This window comes from Neobacillus sp. PS2-9 (assembly GCF_030915525.1).
Taxonomy (GTDB): Bacteria; Bacillota; Bacilli; order Bacillales; family Cytobacillaceae; genus Neobacillus.
The window spans coordinates 4,150,016-4,167,500 of sequence record NZ_CP133269.1 but is presented as its reverse complement, the minus strand read 5'-3'; the positions used below and the strand labels follow the sequence as shown (position 1 = coordinate 4,167,500).

14 protein-coding genes and 1 tRNA gene are annotated in these 17,485 nt (G+C 38.8%); 10 read left to right on the top strand and 5 right to left on the bottom strand.

The features are described from left to right. Positions 1 to 697: 697 nt before the first annotated feature. Positions 698 to 1,180 (bottom strand): hypothetical protein, encoded by a 483-nt coding sequence (locus RCG25_RS20865; RefSeq protein ID WP_308080750.1) that lies wholly within the window; start codon positions 1,178 to 1,180, stop codon positions 698 to 700. A 195-nt stretch (positions 1,181 to 1,375) separates the two neighbouring features. Here RCG25_RS20865 and RCG25_RS20860 point away from each other — a divergent pair. Continuing rightward, positions 1,376 to 1,449, top strand: a tRNA-Gly gene (locus tag RCG25_RS20860). A gap of 84 nt (positions 1,450 to 1,533) precedes the next feature. Here the strand turns inward: RCG25_RS20860 and RCG25_RS20855 are convergent. Beyond that, positions 1,534 to 2,199, bottom strand: coding sequence for a B3/B4 domain-containing protein (locus tag RCG25_RS20855; protein ID WP_308080749.1), 666 nt, complete (start codon positions 2,197 to 2,199; stop codon positions 1,534 to 1,536). A gap of 116 nt (positions 2,200 to 2,315) precedes the next feature. Between RCG25_RS20855 and queG the strand changes: the two genes are divergently transcribed. The 6 genes from queG to yhbH all read left to right on the top strand — a co-directional run bounded on the left by queG (position 2,316) and on the right by yhbH (position 9,625). Continuing rightward, positions 2,316 to 3,446, top strand: a complete 1,131-nt coding sequence (gene queG, locus RCG25_RS20850) for a tRNA epoxyqueuosine(34) reductase QueG (protein WP_308080748.1) — start codon at positions 2,316 to 2,318, stop codon at positions 3,444 to 3,446. Between the two features lie 87 nt (positions 3,447 to 3,533). Beyond that, the gene (locus tag RCG25_RS20845) at positions 3,534 to 4,409 is read left to right on the top strand and encodes an amidase domain-containing protein (RefSeq protein ID WP_308080747.1); all 876 of its coding nucleotides are present in this window, start codon (positions 3,534 to 3,536) and stop codon (positions 4,407 to 4,409) included. Positions 4,410 to 4,713: 304 nt separating this feature from the next. Then, a complete protein-coding gene (trmL, locus tag RCG25_RS20840) occupies positions 4,714 to 5,187 on the top strand; it encodes a tRNA (uridine(34)/cytosine(34)/5-carboxymethylaminomethyluridine(34)-2'-O)-methyltransferase TrmL (protein ID WP_308080746.1) in 474 nt (157 codons plus the stop codon). 54 nt (positions 5,188 to 5,241) lie between these two features. Next, entirely contained in the window at positions 5,242 to 5,991 is a 750-nt protein-coding gene (gene nfsA / locus RCG25_RS20835) for an oxygen-insensitive NADPH nitroreductase (protein ID WP_308080745.1), read from the top strand. A gap of 329 nt (positions 5,992 to 6,320) precedes the next feature. Then, positions 6,321 to 8,216, top strand: a complete 1,896-nt coding sequence (locus RCG25_RS20830) for a PrkA family serine protein kinase (RefSeq protein WP_308080744.1) — start codon at positions 6,321 to 6,323, stop codon at positions 8,214 to 8,216. Positions 8,217 to 8,458: 242 nt separating this feature from the next. After that, positions 8,459 to 9,625, top strand: a complete 1,167-nt coding sequence (yhbH, locus tag RCG25_RS20825; protein WP_308080743.1) for a sporulation protein YhbH — start codon at positions 8,459 to 8,461, stop codon at positions 9,623 to 9,625. A gap of 113 nt (positions 9,626 to 9,738) precedes the next feature. Here the strand turns inward: yhbH and RCG25_RS20820 are convergent, their stop codons facing one another. Further along, positions 9,739 to 10,584, bottom strand: coding sequence for a MurR/RpiR family transcriptional regulator (locus RCG25_RS20820; protein WP_374121010.1), 846 nt, complete (start codon positions 10,582 to 10,584; stop codon positions 9,739 to 9,741). 334 nt (positions 10,585 to 10,918) lie between these two features. Between RCG25_RS20820 and gnd the strand changes: the two genes are divergently transcribed. Both gnd and RCG25_RS20810 read left to right on the top strand, forming a co-directional pair. Beyond that, positions 10,919 to 11,815 carry a phosphogluconate dehydrogenase (NAD(+)-dependent, decarboxylating) gene (gene gnd / locus RCG25_RS20815; RefSeq protein WP_308080740.1) on the top strand — a complete coding sequence of 299 codons (897 nt, stop codon included), beginning with the start codon at positions 10,919 to 10,921 and terminating at the stop codon, positions 11,813 to 11,815. A 161-nt stretch (positions 11,816 to 11,976) separates the two neighbouring features. After that, on the top strand, positions 11,977 to 12,987 hold the full coding sequence (locus RCG25_RS20810; protein WP_308080739.1) for a CAP domain-containing protein: 1,011 nt from the start codon (positions 11,977 to 11,979) through the stop codon (positions 12,985 to 12,987). Between the two features lie 28 nt (positions 12,988 to 13,015). Here the strand turns inward: RCG25_RS20810 and RCG25_RS20805 are convergent, their stop codons facing one another. Continuing rightward, on the bottom strand, positions 13,016 to 14,296 hold the full coding sequence (locus tag RCG25_RS20805) for an ATP-binding protein (RefSeq protein WP_308080738.1): 1,281 nt from the start codon (positions 14,294 to 14,296) through the stop codon (positions 13,016 to 13,018). A gap of 117 nt (positions 14,297 to 14,413) precedes the next feature. Then, entirely contained in the window at positions 14,414 to 15,079 is a 666-nt protein-coding gene (locus RCG25_RS20800; RefSeq protein ID WP_308080737.1) for an FMN-dependent NADH-azoreductase, read from the bottom strand. Positions 15,080 to 15,509: 430 nt separating this feature from the next. Here RCG25_RS20800 and gndA point away from each other — a divergent pair, with 430 nt between their 5' ends. Beyond that, positions 15,510 to 16,922: an NADP-dependent phosphogluconate dehydrogenase gene (gene gndA, locus RCG25_RS20795; RefSeq protein WP_308080736.1), complete on the top strand. Its 1,413-nt coding sequence runs from the start codon at positions 15,510 to 15,512 to the stop codon at positions 16,920 to 16,922. Positions 16,923 to 17,485 lie beyond the last annotated feature (563 nt).

Below are 17,485 nucleotides of genomic sequence, written 5' to 3'. Positions count from 1 at the left end.
TGTGCTGCAAATAAGTGATAAACAAAAAAAAGGGAAACGAAATGCTATCTACGAGCCCGAATTGCCTGATGTAGAAGGATTACGGTCGCATAGACAGGCTCTATGAGCCCGAATTGCCTAATGTAGAAGGGGTACGGTCGCATAGACAGACTCTATGAGCCCGAATTACTTGATGTAGAAGGATTACGGTCGCATAGACAGGCTCTATGAGCCCGAATTGCCTAATGTAGAAGGGGTACGGTCGCATAGACAGACTCTATGAGCCCGAATTACTTGATGTAGAAGGATTACGGTCGCATAGACAGACTCTACGAGCCCGAATTGCCTAATGTAGAAGGGTTCCGATCGCATAGACAGACTCTATGAGCCCGAATTACTTGATGTAGAAGGATTAAGGTCGCATAGACAGACTCTATGAGCCCGAATTGCCTAATGTAGAAGGGTTCCGGTCGCATAGACAGACTCTATGAGCCCGAATTACTTGATGTAGAAGGATTACGGTCGCATAGACAGACTCTATGAGCCCGAATTGCCTGAAAGAGAAGGGTTCCGGTCGCATAGAAGGGTTCTACGAGCCGAACTGTCTAATGGAGAAACAAAATCACCTTGCTTGCCCTCCACCTCTAGGCAATTATGTCAGCCTCTCAATGTAAACTCACAATAAATAACCATAATACAAAAAAACGAGCATTGCTCGTTAATTGTTTTTTCCATAATTGGTTACGCCGAAATAATCACTTGTTGCATAATTATTATATTTAACATCTAAATCATGAAACATCCGATGTACATCTATTAAATAAGAAACATCCTTCGTTTCATCAGCCTGTTCCAATAAATCATGTATTAGCATAAAATCCGCTTTTAAATCTAAATCATCAACTGCGTCAATCATTTTATTCAAATTCACTATGTAGTCTTTGTATTTGTTATGAAAAAGAGTAAAATTAAAATCTTTACTTCTTCCCCAGCATAACTCTTCATTCCAATAATTATGATTAATTTTAATGTATTCTCCAATATCCGCTTCGTTTACATTTACTTGTACTAGCTGCTGAACAGGCAATTCATTTGAGGCAGCTCGGTAAGACTTGAAATAAATCGTAACAGCGGAACCAACCACAATAGCTATGAATAAGATTGTAGAGAAAATGATCGGTTTCCTTCGAATAAAGTTCACCCCACTAGATTAGTAGTTAAAGATTTTAATATAGAGTAGCAAATATTTTTATTGATGTCATTTAAAAAGGGAATAAATCAGCCATATGTTTTTTGATGTTATTCGACAAAAATTGCATAACTCTCTTGACGTGTCCAAAAAAAGTGTGTATTATTGTAAGGGTCAACTCGTTCAATGAGTTGTCACAAAATATATGCGGGTGTAGTTTACTGGTAAAACCTCAGCCTTCCAAGCTGATGTAGTGGGTTCGATTCCCATCACCCGCTCCATACATAACTAACGCAGTGTATCGTTACATAGAGAACGATGCATTGCGTTTTTTCTTTATATAGAAAAAAGATGCCAAACTGGCATCATTTTAGAATGTGGTAGGTTGCTTCACCGCCGTGTATTTGAACAAACATGTTCATTAGAGATTCTGTTAGCTTTTCTGCGTTATGAAGATCAGTGGATGGTCTTAAATAGATGAGTTGAAGAGCATGTTTTGTTTCTAAAGAAACAGGGGCTCTATCAGAGTCTACAAAAGGACTTCCAAATGGGCCGTTCTCATCGGCTGATAAAATAAGGCGCTCCAAAGAATTTAAACGCCCATTTAAGCCCACATATTCCTCTCCTTCGTCCCCAAATCGAATACTAACGGGACCATTCAAACATTCTAGGTCGTAGATTCCGATAGGTACTTGATATTGTAGAGAGAAAAAATTATTAATATCGATTGCACTTTGTACAGACGAAAGATAATTCTGTTTCTGTACCCTTCTGTATATAGCTTCGACAGATGGACGGTACCGGTTGGGGTCCTTACCATTCTTTTTAAAAATAGTTCGCCATTCCTGAACTCCAGGAAGCTCTGTAACAGGTGTATTTTCTAAATCAAAATAAATAGACTCCTGGAAGAGCTGGAGTCTGCCTCTTAGCATTTGCGGTGAATCTCCGACCAATATATTTTTATATTCGATAACACCTAGTTTAAAGTCAGGAACTTGTCCCTTTATTTCTTGTGAGAGTTGAATTTCCAACGATTCCACCTCCAAATTTCATTTAAAATAGTTTATCATAAATAGATGTGCAACCAATAATTAAAACAACCAAACCACAACTAATATAAACAATCTTTTGGGGAAGGAGGACCAATATGGATGTCAAACAATTAAAAAAAGAGCTCATTGCTTACAGCAAGGAAATTGGAATCGATAAGATCGGTTTTACCACTTCAGACATGTTCAGTGAATTGAAAAATAGATTAATCAGACAACAAGAACTTGGCTATCAATCTGGTTTTGAGGAGCCAGACATAGAGAAACGTGTGACACCCGCCCTTTTGATGGAGGAGCCACGTTCCATTATTGCGATTGCTCTTGCTTATCCATCAAAGATGAATGAACGTGTAGAAGGAAGGATGGGTGAACGAAGAGGATTTTTCAGCAGGGCTTCTTGGGGGCTCGATTACCACCATGTTTTACGTGACCGGCTAAAGAAGCTTGAAGAGTTTATTTTAACAATGGTCCCGGAGGCAAGGTTAAAATCAATGGTCGATACGGGAGAACTTTCTGACAGGGCCGTTGCCGAGCGAGCAGGTATCGGTTGGAGCGGGAAGAACTGTGCCATCATTACTCCAGAGTTTGGCTCTTATGTCTATTTAGGTGAAATGATTACAAGTATACCATTTGAACCGGATACACCTATTGAGGACCAGTGTGGTTCTTGTAGAAAGTGCCTAGATGCTTGTCCTACGGGTGCATTAGTCCAAGGAGGACAGATTAATGCACAGCATTGCATTTCCTTTTTAACACAAACAAAAGAGCTAATTCCGGATGAATTTCGCGATAAGATAGGAAACCGTATTTATGGATGTGATTCCTGCCAAACCGCTTGCCCGGTGAATAAGGGGAAAAACTATCATTTCCACGAAGAAATGGAAGCCAATCCAGAAGTGGCCAAGCCGCTACTAAAGCCGATATTAAAATTGAGTAACCGAGAGTTTAAAAAACAATTTGGTTCGGTGGCTGGCTCTTGGAGAGGAAAGAAGCCGATCCAGCGAAATGCAATCATAGCCCTTGCTCATTTTAAAGATAATACAGCTATTCCTGACTTAATCGAAGTATTAGAAAGGGAAGCAAGTCCGGTATTGAGAGGAACGGCTGCGTGGGCGCTTGGGAAAATAGGTGGTGAATCCGTTCGCGTTGCTCTTTTAAGGGCAAAAGAGAAAGAAATCGAGAGAGAAGTTCAACTAGAAATTGAAAAAAGTCTAACTCAATTTAAATAAATGAAAAGCGAAACAAATTGGTTTCGTTCTTTTTTATATTAAAACCAACTTTCCTTCATATGTATGAAAGAAAGGGGTGAAGAAATAATGTTTGAATTGCTCCAGGATTTGTTTGAAAAAAGAGTGAATCAATTTGTTACCGATAAAAGAAGCCATAGGATATTTTTTCCGAAGGCTGAGAAAAAACAAGAAGCATTAGCCAAACGGTCAGCAGAAATTGTAAAGGTGAAAGCTACAGGAAAAATTATGGAGGAAGTTTCAGAAGAAGAATTTCAAACGGTAAAATACCTTGCACACTATCAATACTTAATTAAGCAAAAAGGAATCTTCTACTTGGAAGAAGAGATGGAAGAAAGACTGGCGAAGTTCTACAAAGGTGCTTTAGTTATGGATGAGGAAAGAATCCCAAAGGAAGATGTATACTCTCATCAAGAGACAATAGAAGAAGTGATTGATGAAACAGATGAACGGTTAAGCTATCAATACGATCGCTTGAAAGCAGTACAATATGCGGAGCGCTGGTGGAATACCTACAACCCTGCTTACAAGAAATTTGAAGTAGATTGTACTAACTTTATTTCACAATGCCTTCATACAGGGGGAGCCCCCATGAGAGGGTATCCCAATCGCGGGACTGGTTGGTGGCTGCAGAGCAGCAACTGGAGCTATAGCTGGGCTGTAGCCAATTCACTAAGGCTATACTTAGGTAATTCAAGGGCGGGTCTAAGGGCTAGAGAAGTTAGCAGTCCGGACCAATTATTACTGGGAGACGTCATTTGCTATGATTTTGAGGGGGACGGCCGTTATAATCACAACACCATAGTAACCGGAAAAGATGCTAATGGAATGCCTTTAGTGAATGCTCATACCTATAATAGTCGTAAGCGTTATTGGGCATATGAGGATTCCTCAGCTTATACCCCGAATATTAAGTATAAGTTCTTTAGTATTATCGATTTATAAGACCACACTATTCTACTTCTTTGTCTGCTCTTTTCTTGGGAGTGTGATTCTTTAAAAGAAGGAATGAGAGTGGTATAATTTCTTTTATAGTTTTGGCTTTGTTAAACTTGTCTGTTGATTTACGCTCCAGGCGCGAGCGGTTCGTGGGCGTTTCGGCGAGCCTCCTCGGAGAAACGCGCCTGCGGGGTCTCCCCTGAACCGTACTCCCACAGGAGTCTTCGTGCCTTCCGCTCCAATCAACTGGATATTAAAATCAACAATGTTCTTTAACACAGCTATAGTTTTTTCAATTGGGGTGAGTTTTTTGGCTATACACGTAGTACTATATCAACCACAAATACCTTCTAATACAGGAAACATCGCAAGGACATGTGCAGGCACTGATACTCATTTACATTTAATTCGGCCGTTAGGTTTTTCAACTGATGATAAGATGTTGAAAAGAGCAGGGCTGGATTATTGGGAGCATGTAAATATTACGTATTATGATTCCTTAGAAGAATTTTACGAAAAAAATGCTGGCGGTGAATTTTTTTACTTAACAAAATTCGGGCAAAAGCCTCATAGCAGTTTTGATTACAGTAACCCTGAAAAGGAATTTTATTTTATTTTCGGAAGAGAAACAACAGGTTTACCGAAGGACGTCATTGAAAATAATAAGGACGTAAGCCTAAGGATTCCGATGACCAATAATATTCGTTCATTAAATCTTTCTAATACTGCAGCTATACTTATTTATGAAGCACTTCGTCAGCAAAACTATCCAAATCTCGATTAAATGAAGGAGGCCCAGGTTCATGGGCCTCTTTTTGTAAAAGGAAGGGAACCTACAATGAATGATATCATCACAACGATTCTAAACCATCGCTCCATAAGGCATTTTGAGGATAAGCCCTTAACAGATGAGCAAATTAAAACAATTGTATTGAGTGCTCAGGCGGCTTCAACGTCAAGCTATATTCAAGCCTATTCCATTATTGGTGTGAAGGATCAAGAGAAAAAGAAAAAGTTGGCGGAACTAGCAGGCAATCAGGAATATGTTGAAAAAAATGGCCATTTTTTTGTTTTTTGTGCAGATCTTTATCGTCATAGCATCATAGGGAAAGAAGAACAAAAAGAAGTCAATCCATCAATAGAAAGCACTGAGAAATTTATGGTGGGTCTCATTGATGCTTCCTTAGCGGCACAAAACGCTGCTATTGCGGCTGAATCACTTGGGCTAGGGATTTGTTACATAGGAGGGATTCGAAACAACTTAGAAGAGGTAAAGAAGCTCTTAAAAACACCAGACCGTGTCATTCCTTTGTTTGGACTTGCGGTGGGATATCCAGCAAAAATGACGGAGCAAAAGCCAAGATTGTCTTTTGAGCATATCTATCATGAAAATGAATATGAACAGGATATGGCTATTTATTTACAACAGCTAAGGGAGTATGATGAACTCATCTCAGACTATTATGAACAAAGAACTGGCGGGAAAAGAAAGGATCACTGGACAGCGCAAATGGCCCAGATGCTGGAAAACCAAAGTAGGATGTATATGAAGGAGTTTATTCAAAAAAATAAATTAGATCTACGATAAAAGGCTGCCACATGGCAGCCTTTTTACATGAAAAATTATTTTGTTGAACCGGGCTTGTCATTATAACCTGCAGTGAAGATTGCTGACAAAAATGTGATCATTACTAAAACAACGATGAAAGTGTTCATGTTATGTATTGCCCCCTTCGTTTTGCTATTTTCATTTTTTACCCATATGATTTTATTATATCCTAACTTTAAAAAATGAAAAGTGTAAGATTTCCTGTAACGAATAAAAAAGATAAAGAGTTACTCACATACGCATGTTCAAGTTCATTGGCGCATAGAGTATATTAATCGTCTCTGATTAAGCTACAGGGGGAGGGCCTTATGGATATTTTAAAAAAAATCGAGATGTATCGAGAAGAAGAGGAAAAACTTCGTTGGGAAGGAACATTCGCTGATTATTTACTGTTGCTAAAGGAAAAGCCATGGGTAGCACAATCTGCACATTCTCGAGTTTATAATATGCTTAAAGATGCAGGGATTGAAGAGGTAAAAGGGACGAAAAGGTACAACTTTTTCAGCAATCAATTATTTGGTTTAGAAGAGTCTTTGGAACGTCTAGTGGAAGAATATTTCCATCCTGCAGCTAAAAGACTGGATGTAAGAAAGCGGATTTTACTGTTGATGGGTCCAGTAAGTGGCGGGAAATCAACACTAGTTACTATGTTAAAAAGAGGATTAGAAGCCTACTCACATACCAATAGGGGTTCTGTATTTGCCATTAAAGGCTGTCCGATGCATGAAGACCCGCTGCATTTAATTCCACATCATCTACGTAAAGATTTCTTTGAGGAATATGGTATAAGAATTGAAGGAAATCTTTCACCGCTCAATATGATGCGCCTTGAGAAGGAGTATGGCGGCAGGATTGAAGATGTTCAAGTAGAAAGAATCTTTTTCTCAGAGGATAAGAGAACAGGAATCGGAACCTTTAGTCCATCCGATCCAAAATCGCAGGATATTGCCGATTTAACAGGAAGTATTGATTTTTCAACGATTGCCGAATTTGGTTCCGAGTCTGACCCTAGAGCCTATCGTTTCGATGGTGAACTGAATAAAGCAAATCGAGGGATGATGGAATTCCAAGAGATGCTAAAATGTGATGAGAAATTCCTTTGGCATTTACTTTCCTTGACACAAGAGGGGAACTTTAAAGCTGGAAGGTTTGCGTTAATTTCTGCTGATGAATTAATTGTGGCTCACACGAACGAAACCGAGTACCGATCCTTTATCTCCAATAAAAAGAATGAGGCATTGCATTCACGGATTATCGTTATGCCAATTCCATATAACCTTAAGGTTTCTCAAGAAGAAAGAATTTATGAAAAAATGATAAATGAAAGTGATGTTTCCGATGTTCATATTGCGCCGCATACGTTAAAGGTAGCAGCGATGTTCACTATTTTAACCCGCTTAAAGGAGCCTAAAAAAGGGGATATTGATTTACTGAAGAAAATGCGCCTTTATGATGGAGAAAACGTGGAAGGTTTTAACACTGCCGATATAGATGAACTCAAAAAGGAATATCCTGATGAGGGCATGAGCGGTATTGACCCACGTTACGTGATCAATAGAATTTCTTCTACGATTATTAGAAAAGAAGTACCTTCAATTAATGCCTTAGACGTGTTAAGGTCGTTAAAGGATGGGTTGGACCAACACCCATCTATTACAGCAGAACTGCGTGAACGCTATATGAATTATATTTCTTTAGCTAGAAAAGAGTATGATAATATTGCGAAGAAAGAAGTTCAAAAAGCGTTTGTGTATTCGTATGAAGAGTCTGCAAAAACACTCATGGACAATTATTTGGATAATGTAGAAGCATACTGCAATAAGAATAAGCTCCGCGATCAATTAACTGGAGAAGAAATCAATCCGGACGAAAAGCTTATGCGTTCAATAGAAGAACAAATAGGGATTTCGGAAAATGCGAAGAAAGCCTTCAGAGAAGAAGTATTAATCCGTATTTCTGCTTTCGCAAGAAAAGGAAAACGGTTTGACTATAATTCGCATGACCGACTACGAGAAGCTATTCAGAAGAAGCTCTTTGCTGATTTAAAGGATGTTGTAAAAATTACTACTTCCTCAAAAACTCCAGATGAGCAGCAGTTGAAGAAAATAAATGATGTAGTGGCCCGTTTAGTAGATGAACATGGATATAATTCAACATCAGCTAATGAATTACTACGTTATGTTGGAAGCTTATTAAACAGATAACTAGGATTAAAATAGGAAGGACTGGCAGAGAGAATCTGTCAGTCTCTTTTTTTCCAACTTGTAACTCGTCCAATTTCTTAGTAGAAAGCCCAATTGTCAAAATTATTAGTAAATTATTCTTCACTCTTGCATAGGATAAAGTAATCCATATTTTAATTGAACTTTTAATCGGATTATTTTATGTTTTTGTAGGAAAAAGTGTGCAAAACGGATTTAAATAATTTCATAAGGAGGGGTTTACATTGTCTGTTAACAATCATCAATTTGTCATTTCAAGAGAAGATTGGTCCCTCCACCGTAAAGGCCACGATGACCAGCAGCGGCATCAGGAAAAAGTCCAGGAGGCAATTCGCAACAATCTTCCCGATCTCATTACAGAAGAGAGCATAATCATGTCGAATGGTCGAGATGTGGTAAAAATTCCAATTCGTTCGTTGGACGAATATAAAATTCGCTATAATTATGACAAAAACAAACACGTGGGCCAAGGTGACGGTGACAGTCAAGTCGGTGATGTTGTAGCACGTGACGGTTCTAGTGGGCAAAAAGGTCCAGGCAAAGGCCAAGGAGCAGGGGATCAGGCCGGAGAAGACTATTTTGAAGCAGAAGTGTCATTAATGGAGCTCGAGGAAGCATTATTTAAACAATTGGAGCTTCCGAATTTAAAAAGAAAAGAAGAGCAGGAACATCTCGTTGAAAATATTGAGTTCAACGATATTAGAAAAACAGGTTTAATGGGTAATATTGATAAAAAACGTACCATGATGTCTGCTTTTAAACGTAATGCCATGAGTGGGAAACCGGCGTTTCATCCTATTTATAAGGACGATTTAAAGTTTAAGACTTGGAATGAAGTGGTGAAACCAGATTCAAAAGCCGTCGTTATTGCTATGATGGACACGAGCGGTTCCATGGGAATTTGGGAAAAGTATATGGCCCGCAGCTTTTTCTTCTGGATGACACGCTTTTTAAGAACCAAGTATGAAACAGTTGAAATTGAGTTTATTGCACATCATACCGAAGCAAAAATTGTGACGGAAGAAGACTTTTTTTCAAAAGGTGAAAGTGGTGGAACTATTTGTTCTTCTGCTTACCGAAAGGCATTAGAGATCATTGACAGTAAGTATAATCCACGAAAGTTCAACATCTATCCATTCCATTTTTCAGACGGTGATAATCTCACATCGGATAACGCTCGTTGTGTGAAGCTTGTAGAAGAGTTAATGAAGGTATCCAACATGTTTGGATATGGTGAGGTTAATCAGTATAACCGACATTCAACTCTCATGTCCGCATACAAGAATATCAAGGATGAACATTTCAGACATTATATCCTCAAACAAAAAGCAGATGTATTCCATGCCATGAAGAGCTTTTTTCAACAAGAAGAATCCAAACAATACGCATAATCGTTAAAGAGGCTGACTCAAAAGCAAAATGATCAGCCTCTTTGTTTGTGTAAAAGACCGTAATGTAAAATGAAAAAATGTGAATAATAATTATAGGAACATAAAAACGTTGTTTATGATTCAATTCTAGTGTCTGATATGGCAGACCTTATTTTACCAAGAGATGTTTTGGCATGTTCTTTATTTAAGACCATGATATTTACGTATAAGGCATCGATGAGACTTAATTGTGCAATCCGTGATGCTAACGCTTCAGATCGGTATTCAGTTTCTTCTGAACTTGTAAAGAGCGCAATATCTACCTTTTGACTTATTGGTGATTTTGGAAAACTGGTGATCCCGATGGATTTAGCTCCATTTTCACTGGCCACATTCAAAATATCAATTGTATCTTTATTTGCTCCAGAATGAGAGATGACAACGGCCAAATCTTTTTCTGTTAACTGTGAAGCTGACATGAGTTGAAAGTGGGAGTCAATAAATGCAAACACTTTAATACCTGTTCGAATAAACTTATGGAATGCGTCCATTGCAATAACAGCTGACCCACCAGTTCCGTAAAAATGAACCCGTTCAGCCGTATGAATCATCTTAACTGCCCTTTGAATCGAATCGCTGTCCTGGAGCTGTAGGGTATTTTCTAAGGTTCTTATATTTGATTGAAATACTTTTTCAGTGACAGCCTTTTCAGTATCACCCTCAGTAATTTCCTCATGAATTTGCTGGATGGGAGTAATGATTTCTGAAGCCAGTGCAATCTTCATTGCCTGGTATCCTTTAAATCCGATCCGTTTACAAAAGCGGAAAACCGTGGCGTCGGCCATCCCGAGATCTTCAGCGACTTCATTAATCGTGCTGTGAAGAATTTTTTCAGGATTGTCTAATATAAAATTAGCAATTTGCTTTTCCTTTTCACTAAATCTGGCATAGTAAGAGCGTATTTTACTAATGCAGCTCATCCGCAACCCTCATTTTTTATTGATTTGCTTTGTTAATGAACATTGATGATTTTTATAACCTGTTGATTGGAGCGGAAGGCGCGAAGACTCCTGTGGGAGTACGGTTCAGGGGAGACCCCGCAGGCGCAAGCGCCGAGGAGGCTCGCCGAAACGCCCACGAACCGCTCGCGCCTGCAGCGGAAATCAACAGACAAGTTTAACAGAGCAATTGATAAATAAATTATAGCATAAAAACAGTTTATGAAAAAAAATTTCATCAAATCAATTGCGGAAAGAAATTTTTTTGACTATAGTAGTAGAAGATGAAAAAATATTTCATGAAGGAGACATATAAATGAAAATTGGATTAATTGGCTTAGGAAAAATGGGATATAGTTTAGCTTTAAACTTATTAGATCATAAACACGAGGTTGCAGCATTTGATGTAAATGCAAAGGCTGTTGCAGAAATCTCTGAAAAAGGTGGACAAGGTGTTAGTTCATTAACAGAATTAGTTTCATCTCTTCCATCTCCGAAAGCCGTTTGGGTAATGGTACCAGCGGGCCAAATTACAAATAATGTACTTCAAGAGCTTAAAGAATTACTTGACGCTGGAGATATTGTTATCGAAGGTGGAAATTCTCACTATAAAGAATCAATCGCTCGTGGAAAAGAATTTGCCGAAAAGGGCGTCCATTTCCTTGATGTTGGTACGAGTGGAGGAGTGGAAGGCGCAAGAAATGGTGCTTGTACTATGATTGGTGGAAACAAAGAAGCATTCCAGCATGTGGAACAAATTTTTGAACATATTTGTGTAGAAAACGGCTACCTTTATGCAGGAGAAAGTGGAAGCGGCCATTACTTAAAAATGATACATAATGGAATTGAGTATGGAATGATGCAGTCGATTGCTGAAGGTTTTGAACTGCTTGATAAAAGTCCATATGATTATGATTTTGAGCAGGTTGCAAGGGTGTGGAGTAACGGGTCTGTTATCCGTTCTTGGTTAATGGAATTGACACAAAATGCTTTTTCAAAGGATGCAAAGCTAGAAGGAATTAAAGGAATCATGCATTCTTCAGGTGAAGGAAAATGGACTGTAGAAACAGCCTTAGACCTTCAAACTGCTTCCCCTGTAATTGCTCTATCTCTTATGATGAGATATCGCTCGTTGGAAGAAGACACTTTCTCAGGAAAAGTGGTATCTGCTTTAAGAAATGAATTTGGCGGACACGGAGTTGTCAGTAAATAATTGAACTGGTAGAACAACAGATGGAACTTTCATCTGTTGTTTTTTTTTACCCTAAAATCCTTTTTCTTTTCATTCAGACGTTTATTACCATTCATAGTTCTTCACAAAAAATAAAGAATAAGAAGGCAAGAAAACTTTTTGAGAAAAAGGGGGTTTTTCGATTGATAAAAAAACCAGCAGGAATCCTTCTAACAGCGGTCCTCACAATGGGGTTAGCAGCTTGTAATAACAATGCTCGTAATGATCTCAACGATCGTGACCGAGTGGGAATGAACACAAACCGAAATGACCACATTCTTGATGTTCGGAATGGACGGGATGATGGGATTGACCATAATGGTCCGCTTACAGAGGATTATACAAATACTAACAACAGCCAAAGTGATACAGATCGTAATTGGTTTAATAATAAACGGAAAATAAATAGAAATAATGATGATATGATTTCTGCTTACCAAACCAATTTGGACAGTAATCAATATCCTCATACTAGGGCAGTATTGATTCGCGACGCCAAGTATCAATTTGTTCAAATGGACCCAAAACAGGGTTGGGCAGGAATTATGAATCAAATCCAGCCGTATATCAATCAGCAGCTTCCAACTGGTCAAACACCTGCGGGTCAGCCGGCACCACAGCAGGCTCAACCTGCGCCTAAGCAGACAACACCGATGGCACCGAAGCAGGCACAGCCGGCACCAACAGCTCCTGCTCCAACACCTGCACCACAACAGGCACAGCCTGCACAACCAGCACAAAAACAGCCAGCAACCAATGCGCCTACTAGTGGAGCGGTTAGCCAATATGTACAACAAGTCATTAACTTAACAAACGCTCAAAGAAGCAAAAACGGACTTCCGGCATTGAAAGCTGATACTCAATTAAGTGGGGTAGCTCAGAAAAAATCACAAGATATGCAGCAAAATCATTACTTTTCACATACTAGTCCAACGTATGGATCTCCTTTCGACATGATGAGGGATTTTGGTATAACTTATAAGTCTGCTGGTGAAAATATTGCACAAGGACAACAAACACCACAAGAAGTAGTAACTGCTTGGATGAACAGCGAAGGGCATCGTAAAAACATCCTCAGTCCAAATTTCACTCACATTGGAGTTGGATTTGAACAGACTGGGAAGCATTGGACACAAATGTTTATTGGCAAATAAACCTGTAAAAGAAGGCTGACTCATTGAGTCAGCCTTCATTCGCTTTTGAATCAGTCATATTCAAGAAATTCGTTAGAGCAGGGAATTCGAATTGAAAGATTGTTCCTTTGCCTACTTCACTATCAACCCAAATTTCACCATCAAGGGCACGCACAATGCTATACACCACCATCATGCCTAAACCGGTACCATTTTTACCTTTTGTGGAGTAAAAAGGTTCTCCTAATCGATCAAGCTGCTCCTTTGTCATGCCAACTCCCGTGTCTGTCACTCTAATGGTGATACAGTTTTGGCTATATTCAGTTGATAACGTTAGATGGCCGCCATGAGACATTGATTCAATCGCATTTTTTAGGACATTAATAAAGCATTGTCGAAATTTTTGTCTGTCCCCTTTTATGAATCCGATTACTGAGAAATCGGTAATAATCTCAACCGAATTTTGATTGGCCAAAGGCTGAAGAATATTTATAATTTGTCGGAGTTCACTTTTTACATTCAGTTCTTCAAAGGTTTCTAAGTCTGGTTTAGCAAAGGTTAAATAATCTTGGATGACCCTTTCGGCAGAATGTAATTCTTCCTTTACGATGGATAAATACTCCTTCCTTTTTTGTCTAGGTAGATAATCATCCTGTAGAAGTTGAACAAAACCGCTGGCTGCAGTTAGCGGATTGCGGATCTCATGGGAAATTGCAGCCCCCATTTGTTCAACGGCTTTTAATTTTTCTGCCTTTATCAGTTGTTGGCGCATCTCTGTATTTTTTATAACAAATTCTATCGAGTAAGAAAGAATGCCAATTCCGAGGGAAGGTATGACCAAATAGGCAAACCAAGCATCGAACCAGTTTGTTTGAGTATTGCTGAAGCTCATGCCCAGGACTGTAATGATGGAAAGGGTCATACCCATACAAACTGTGGTAAATATTCGTCGAACGGGAACCTGCTTCCAAAACCATGGATACATACGCCAAAAAATAATAATAAGTGGTGCATAAAGAACGGATGTTTGAAGAAAACCTAAATTTAATCCGTAGAAACTTCTTAGGATTATTAGTGATAATACAAGGATGGGTCCAATTCCTACATAAAGGCCGCCAAGTACTAATGGAATAATTCTTAAATCGTACCTAGCATAGGGAACTGGATTATAGGAGAATTGAATACATAACAATATCAAGAAACTAAATATTAAGACTAAAGAGGGTTTAGAAAAGGTGAATTTTTTACTTTTTTCAAGAATTAGCAAACCAAAGAAAAGCAATATAATTAAAAGGGAGAGATTTAAGAAAAGGTGTTTCGTAATTTCCATAAACATCACCGTCCATTAGGGCTCATAGGAAAATTTTACAGGTATTTCCCTTATTATACAACAATATTCGCGAAATTTTTAGAAAGTTATACAAAAAAGGCCTCTTAAGGAGGCCTCCTAGTTTTGTGCAGTGACTGGTTCACGGCTAAATTCTATGGCAGCCAGTTTTGCACTTTCCTTTGCTTTTGCTAAGATTTCAGGTACCCTTTGGGGATAAAGATCAAAACCTTCAGCAACGACAGTATCCATGACGTTTATGCCAAGGAAGGTAAGGGCAATTCTTAAATAACGGTCACCAGATTCCATATCTTGAAGTGGGGTTCCTGTATATTGTCCACCCCTTGTCTGAATATGAATGGCTTTTTTATCTGTTAAAAGTCCTTTTGGTCCGTTTGCTGTATGGGCAAAGGTTTTGCCTGCAATAAATAGGTTATCTAAAAAGGCTTTTACTACCGCGGGGGAATTTAAATTCCACATGGGTGACACAAAAACGTAATAGTCATAAGAGATAAATTCATCCGCAAGGGCGTGCATTTTTAAGATTTTCTCTCTTTCCACTTCGGACAATTGATCTAATGAATATCCATACCCAGCTAATTTCCCTCTAGCAAACACCAAGTCTGCATCCATTTGAGCAAAATCTAATGAAAATAAATCCATTCTTTTAATTTCAACGTCCGGACGCTGTTGTTGATAGACCTCGAGGAAGGCTTCACCGATTTGCAATCCCTTTGATTTTTCAAGTCCTTTGGGGTTTGCTGTTACATAAAGTAATTTTTTCACTAAAACACGACCTATCTGAAAGTATTTAATTTCTTACTCTCATTATAGAAAAAATATCTTTGCTCAACATTGAACAAACAGTGACGTTCATGAACATTAAGTGTCAACTTTAGTCTGGGTTAAAGAACAGTGTTGATTTTTACACCCTGTTGATTAGAGCGGAAGGCACGAAGACTCCTGTGGGAGTATGGTTCAGGGGAGACCCCGCAGGCGCTTTTCTCCGAGGAGGCTCGCCGAAACACCCACGAACCGCTCGTGCCTAGAGCGGAAATCAACATACAATTTTAACAAAGCCTTAGTAAATAAAAGCTCAATGAGGCTGTTTCTTTTATATAAAAATTTAATAAGTGTTATACTTTTTAAAGAAAGCCAAACTATAGAGGGTAGAATGTAATTATTAAAATAGAACGAATAGAAAGAGGGCGTTAGAATGACAAAACAACAAATTGGAGTAATTGGTTTAGCTGTTATGGGGAAAAACCTTGCGTTAAACATTGAAAGTCGAGGATATTCTGTGGCTGTTTTTAATCGTTCTTATGATAAAACAGAAGCATTTTTAAAGAATGAAGCTGAAGGGAAAAATTTTGCGGGTGCTCAATCAGTTGAAGAATTTGTAAATTTATTAGAGAAACCAAGAAAAATTTTATTAATGGTGAAAGCAGGAACCGCAACAGATGCAACAATTGATTCCTTAAAACCATATTTAGAAGAAGGCGACATTCTTATTGATGGTGGGAATACATTTTTTCAAGATACAATCAGACGAAACAAAGAACTCGAGTCAGCTGGGTTCCATTTTATAGGGACAGGTGTTTCTGGTGGTGAAGAAGGTGCATTAAAAGGTCCGGCAATTATGCCAGGTGGGAAAAAAGAGGCATATGAACTAGTTCAGCCAATCTTCGAAGCCATTTCAGCTAAAGTAAAAGGTGACCCATGCTGTACATATATTGGTCCAAATGGAGCGGGGCATTATGTAAAAATGGTACATAATGGGATCGAATATGGAGATATGCAATTAATTTCCGAGGCCTATTATATTCTAAAGAATGTCCTTGGTTTAAGCGCGGAAGAACTTCATAAGGTATTTGCCGAATGGAATAAAGGAGAATTAGACAGTTATTTAATTGAAATAACAGCAGATATTTTTACAAAGGTTGATGATGAAACGGGTAAACCACTAGTTGATATGATTCTGGATACAGCGGGTCAAAAAGGTACCGGCAAATGGACCAGTCAAAATGCATTAGATTTAGGGGTACCACTACCAATTATTACAGAATCCGTATTTGCTCGGTTTATTTCGGCAATGAAGGACGAGCGTGTGAAAGCAAGTAAAATTCTTAATGGACCTGGAGTTCGTGCATTTGAGGGAGACAAAGAGGAACTAATTGAAGCAATCCGTAAAGCTTTGTACATGAGCAAAATTTGCTCCTATGCACAAGGATTTGCACAAATGCGTGTAGCATCAGAAGAATATGATTGGAATCTTCGCTATGGTGATATTGCCATGATTTTTAGAGGCGGCTGCATCATTCGAGCGCAGTTCCTCCAAAAGATTAAAGATGCCTATGACCAAAATCCTGAACTAGCCAATCTTTTATTAGATCCTTACTTTAAAGAAATTGTTGAAAACTATCAGGGATCGTTACGAAAAGTGGTTGCTATGGCAATTGAGCGCGGGATTCCTGTGCCATCCTTTGCAAGTGCGATCGCATACTATGATAGCTATCGCACAGAGACTCTTCCTGCCAATCTGTTGCAAGCCCAACGTGACTATTTTGGCGCACATACCTATCAACGTGTGGATAAAGAGGGAGTGTTTCATACGAACTGGATGGAGTAATTCTTCTGGATTGCAATTGAGATATGTTGAACTGCCAAAAAGACTGCTAAGAATATTTAGCGGTCTTTTGTTTTTGTTTAGCGTACAATGTCAAATGCTTTTTTCAAGTTTTAGGGTAACTCAAACAGACTTACTGTTTTTTTCACAAGTAACAATTAATCAAGTTTTATGAAAAAGGCACCATTTTCTTGATTCAGAAATGGGTATACACTCGGTTTTTGGTCTGCCTTGATGCAATCTGCCATTGAGTACAAATTTCTTTTTTACAGCCAGTTTGGGCCGTTGACTGCGCTTCTATGTGACCTTCTTCTCCTTCTTCCAGCCAGTTAGGGCGTGTAGACTGCTCCTATGCGACCTTCTTCTCCTTCTTCCAGCCAGTTTGGATCCGTAGACTGCTCCTATGCGACCTTCTTCTCCTTCTTCCAGCCAGTTTGGATCCGTAGACTGCTTCTATGCGACCTTCTTCTCTTTCTTCCAGTCAGTTTGGGCTTGTAGACTGCTTCTATGCGACCTTCTTCTTTTTTTCCAGCCAGTTTGGGCTCGTAGACTGCTCCTATGCGACC

What these genes read in the sequence shown, in the direction of transcription:
- queG (WP_308080748.1), top strand. Translation starts at nt 2,316, where the DNA reads ATGGATGTCAAACAATTAAAAAAAGAGCTCATTGCTTACAGCAAGGAA.
- RCG25_RS20845 (WP_308080747.1), top strand. Translation starts at nt 3,534, where the DNA reads ATGTTTGAATTGCTCCAGGATTTGTTTGAAAAAAGAGTGAATCAATTT.
- nfsA (WP_308080745.1), top strand. Translation starts at nt 5,242, where the DNA reads ATGAATGATATCATCACAACGATTCTAAACCATCGCTCCATAAGGCAT.
- RCG25_RS20830 (WP_308080744.1), top strand. Translation starts at nt 6,321, where the DNA reads ATGGATATTTTAAAAAAAATCGAGATGTATCGAGAAGAAGAGGAAAAA.
- RCG25_RS20820 (WP_374121010.1), bottom strand. Translation starts at nt 10,584, where the DNA reads ATGAGCTGCATTAGTAAAATACGCTCTTACTATGCCAGATTTAGTGAA.
- gnd (WP_308080740.1), top strand. Translation starts at nt 10,919, where the DNA reads ATGAAAATTGGATTAATTGGCTTAGGAAAAATGGGATATAGTTTAGCT.
- RCG25_RS20805 (WP_308080738.1), bottom strand. Translation starts at nt 14,296, where the DNA reads ATGGAAATTACGAAACACCTTTTCTTAAATCTCTCCCTTTTAATTATA.
- gndA (WP_308080736.1), top strand. Translation starts at nt 15,510, where the DNA reads ATGACAAAACAACAAATTGGAGTAATTGGTTTAGCTGTTATGGGGAAA.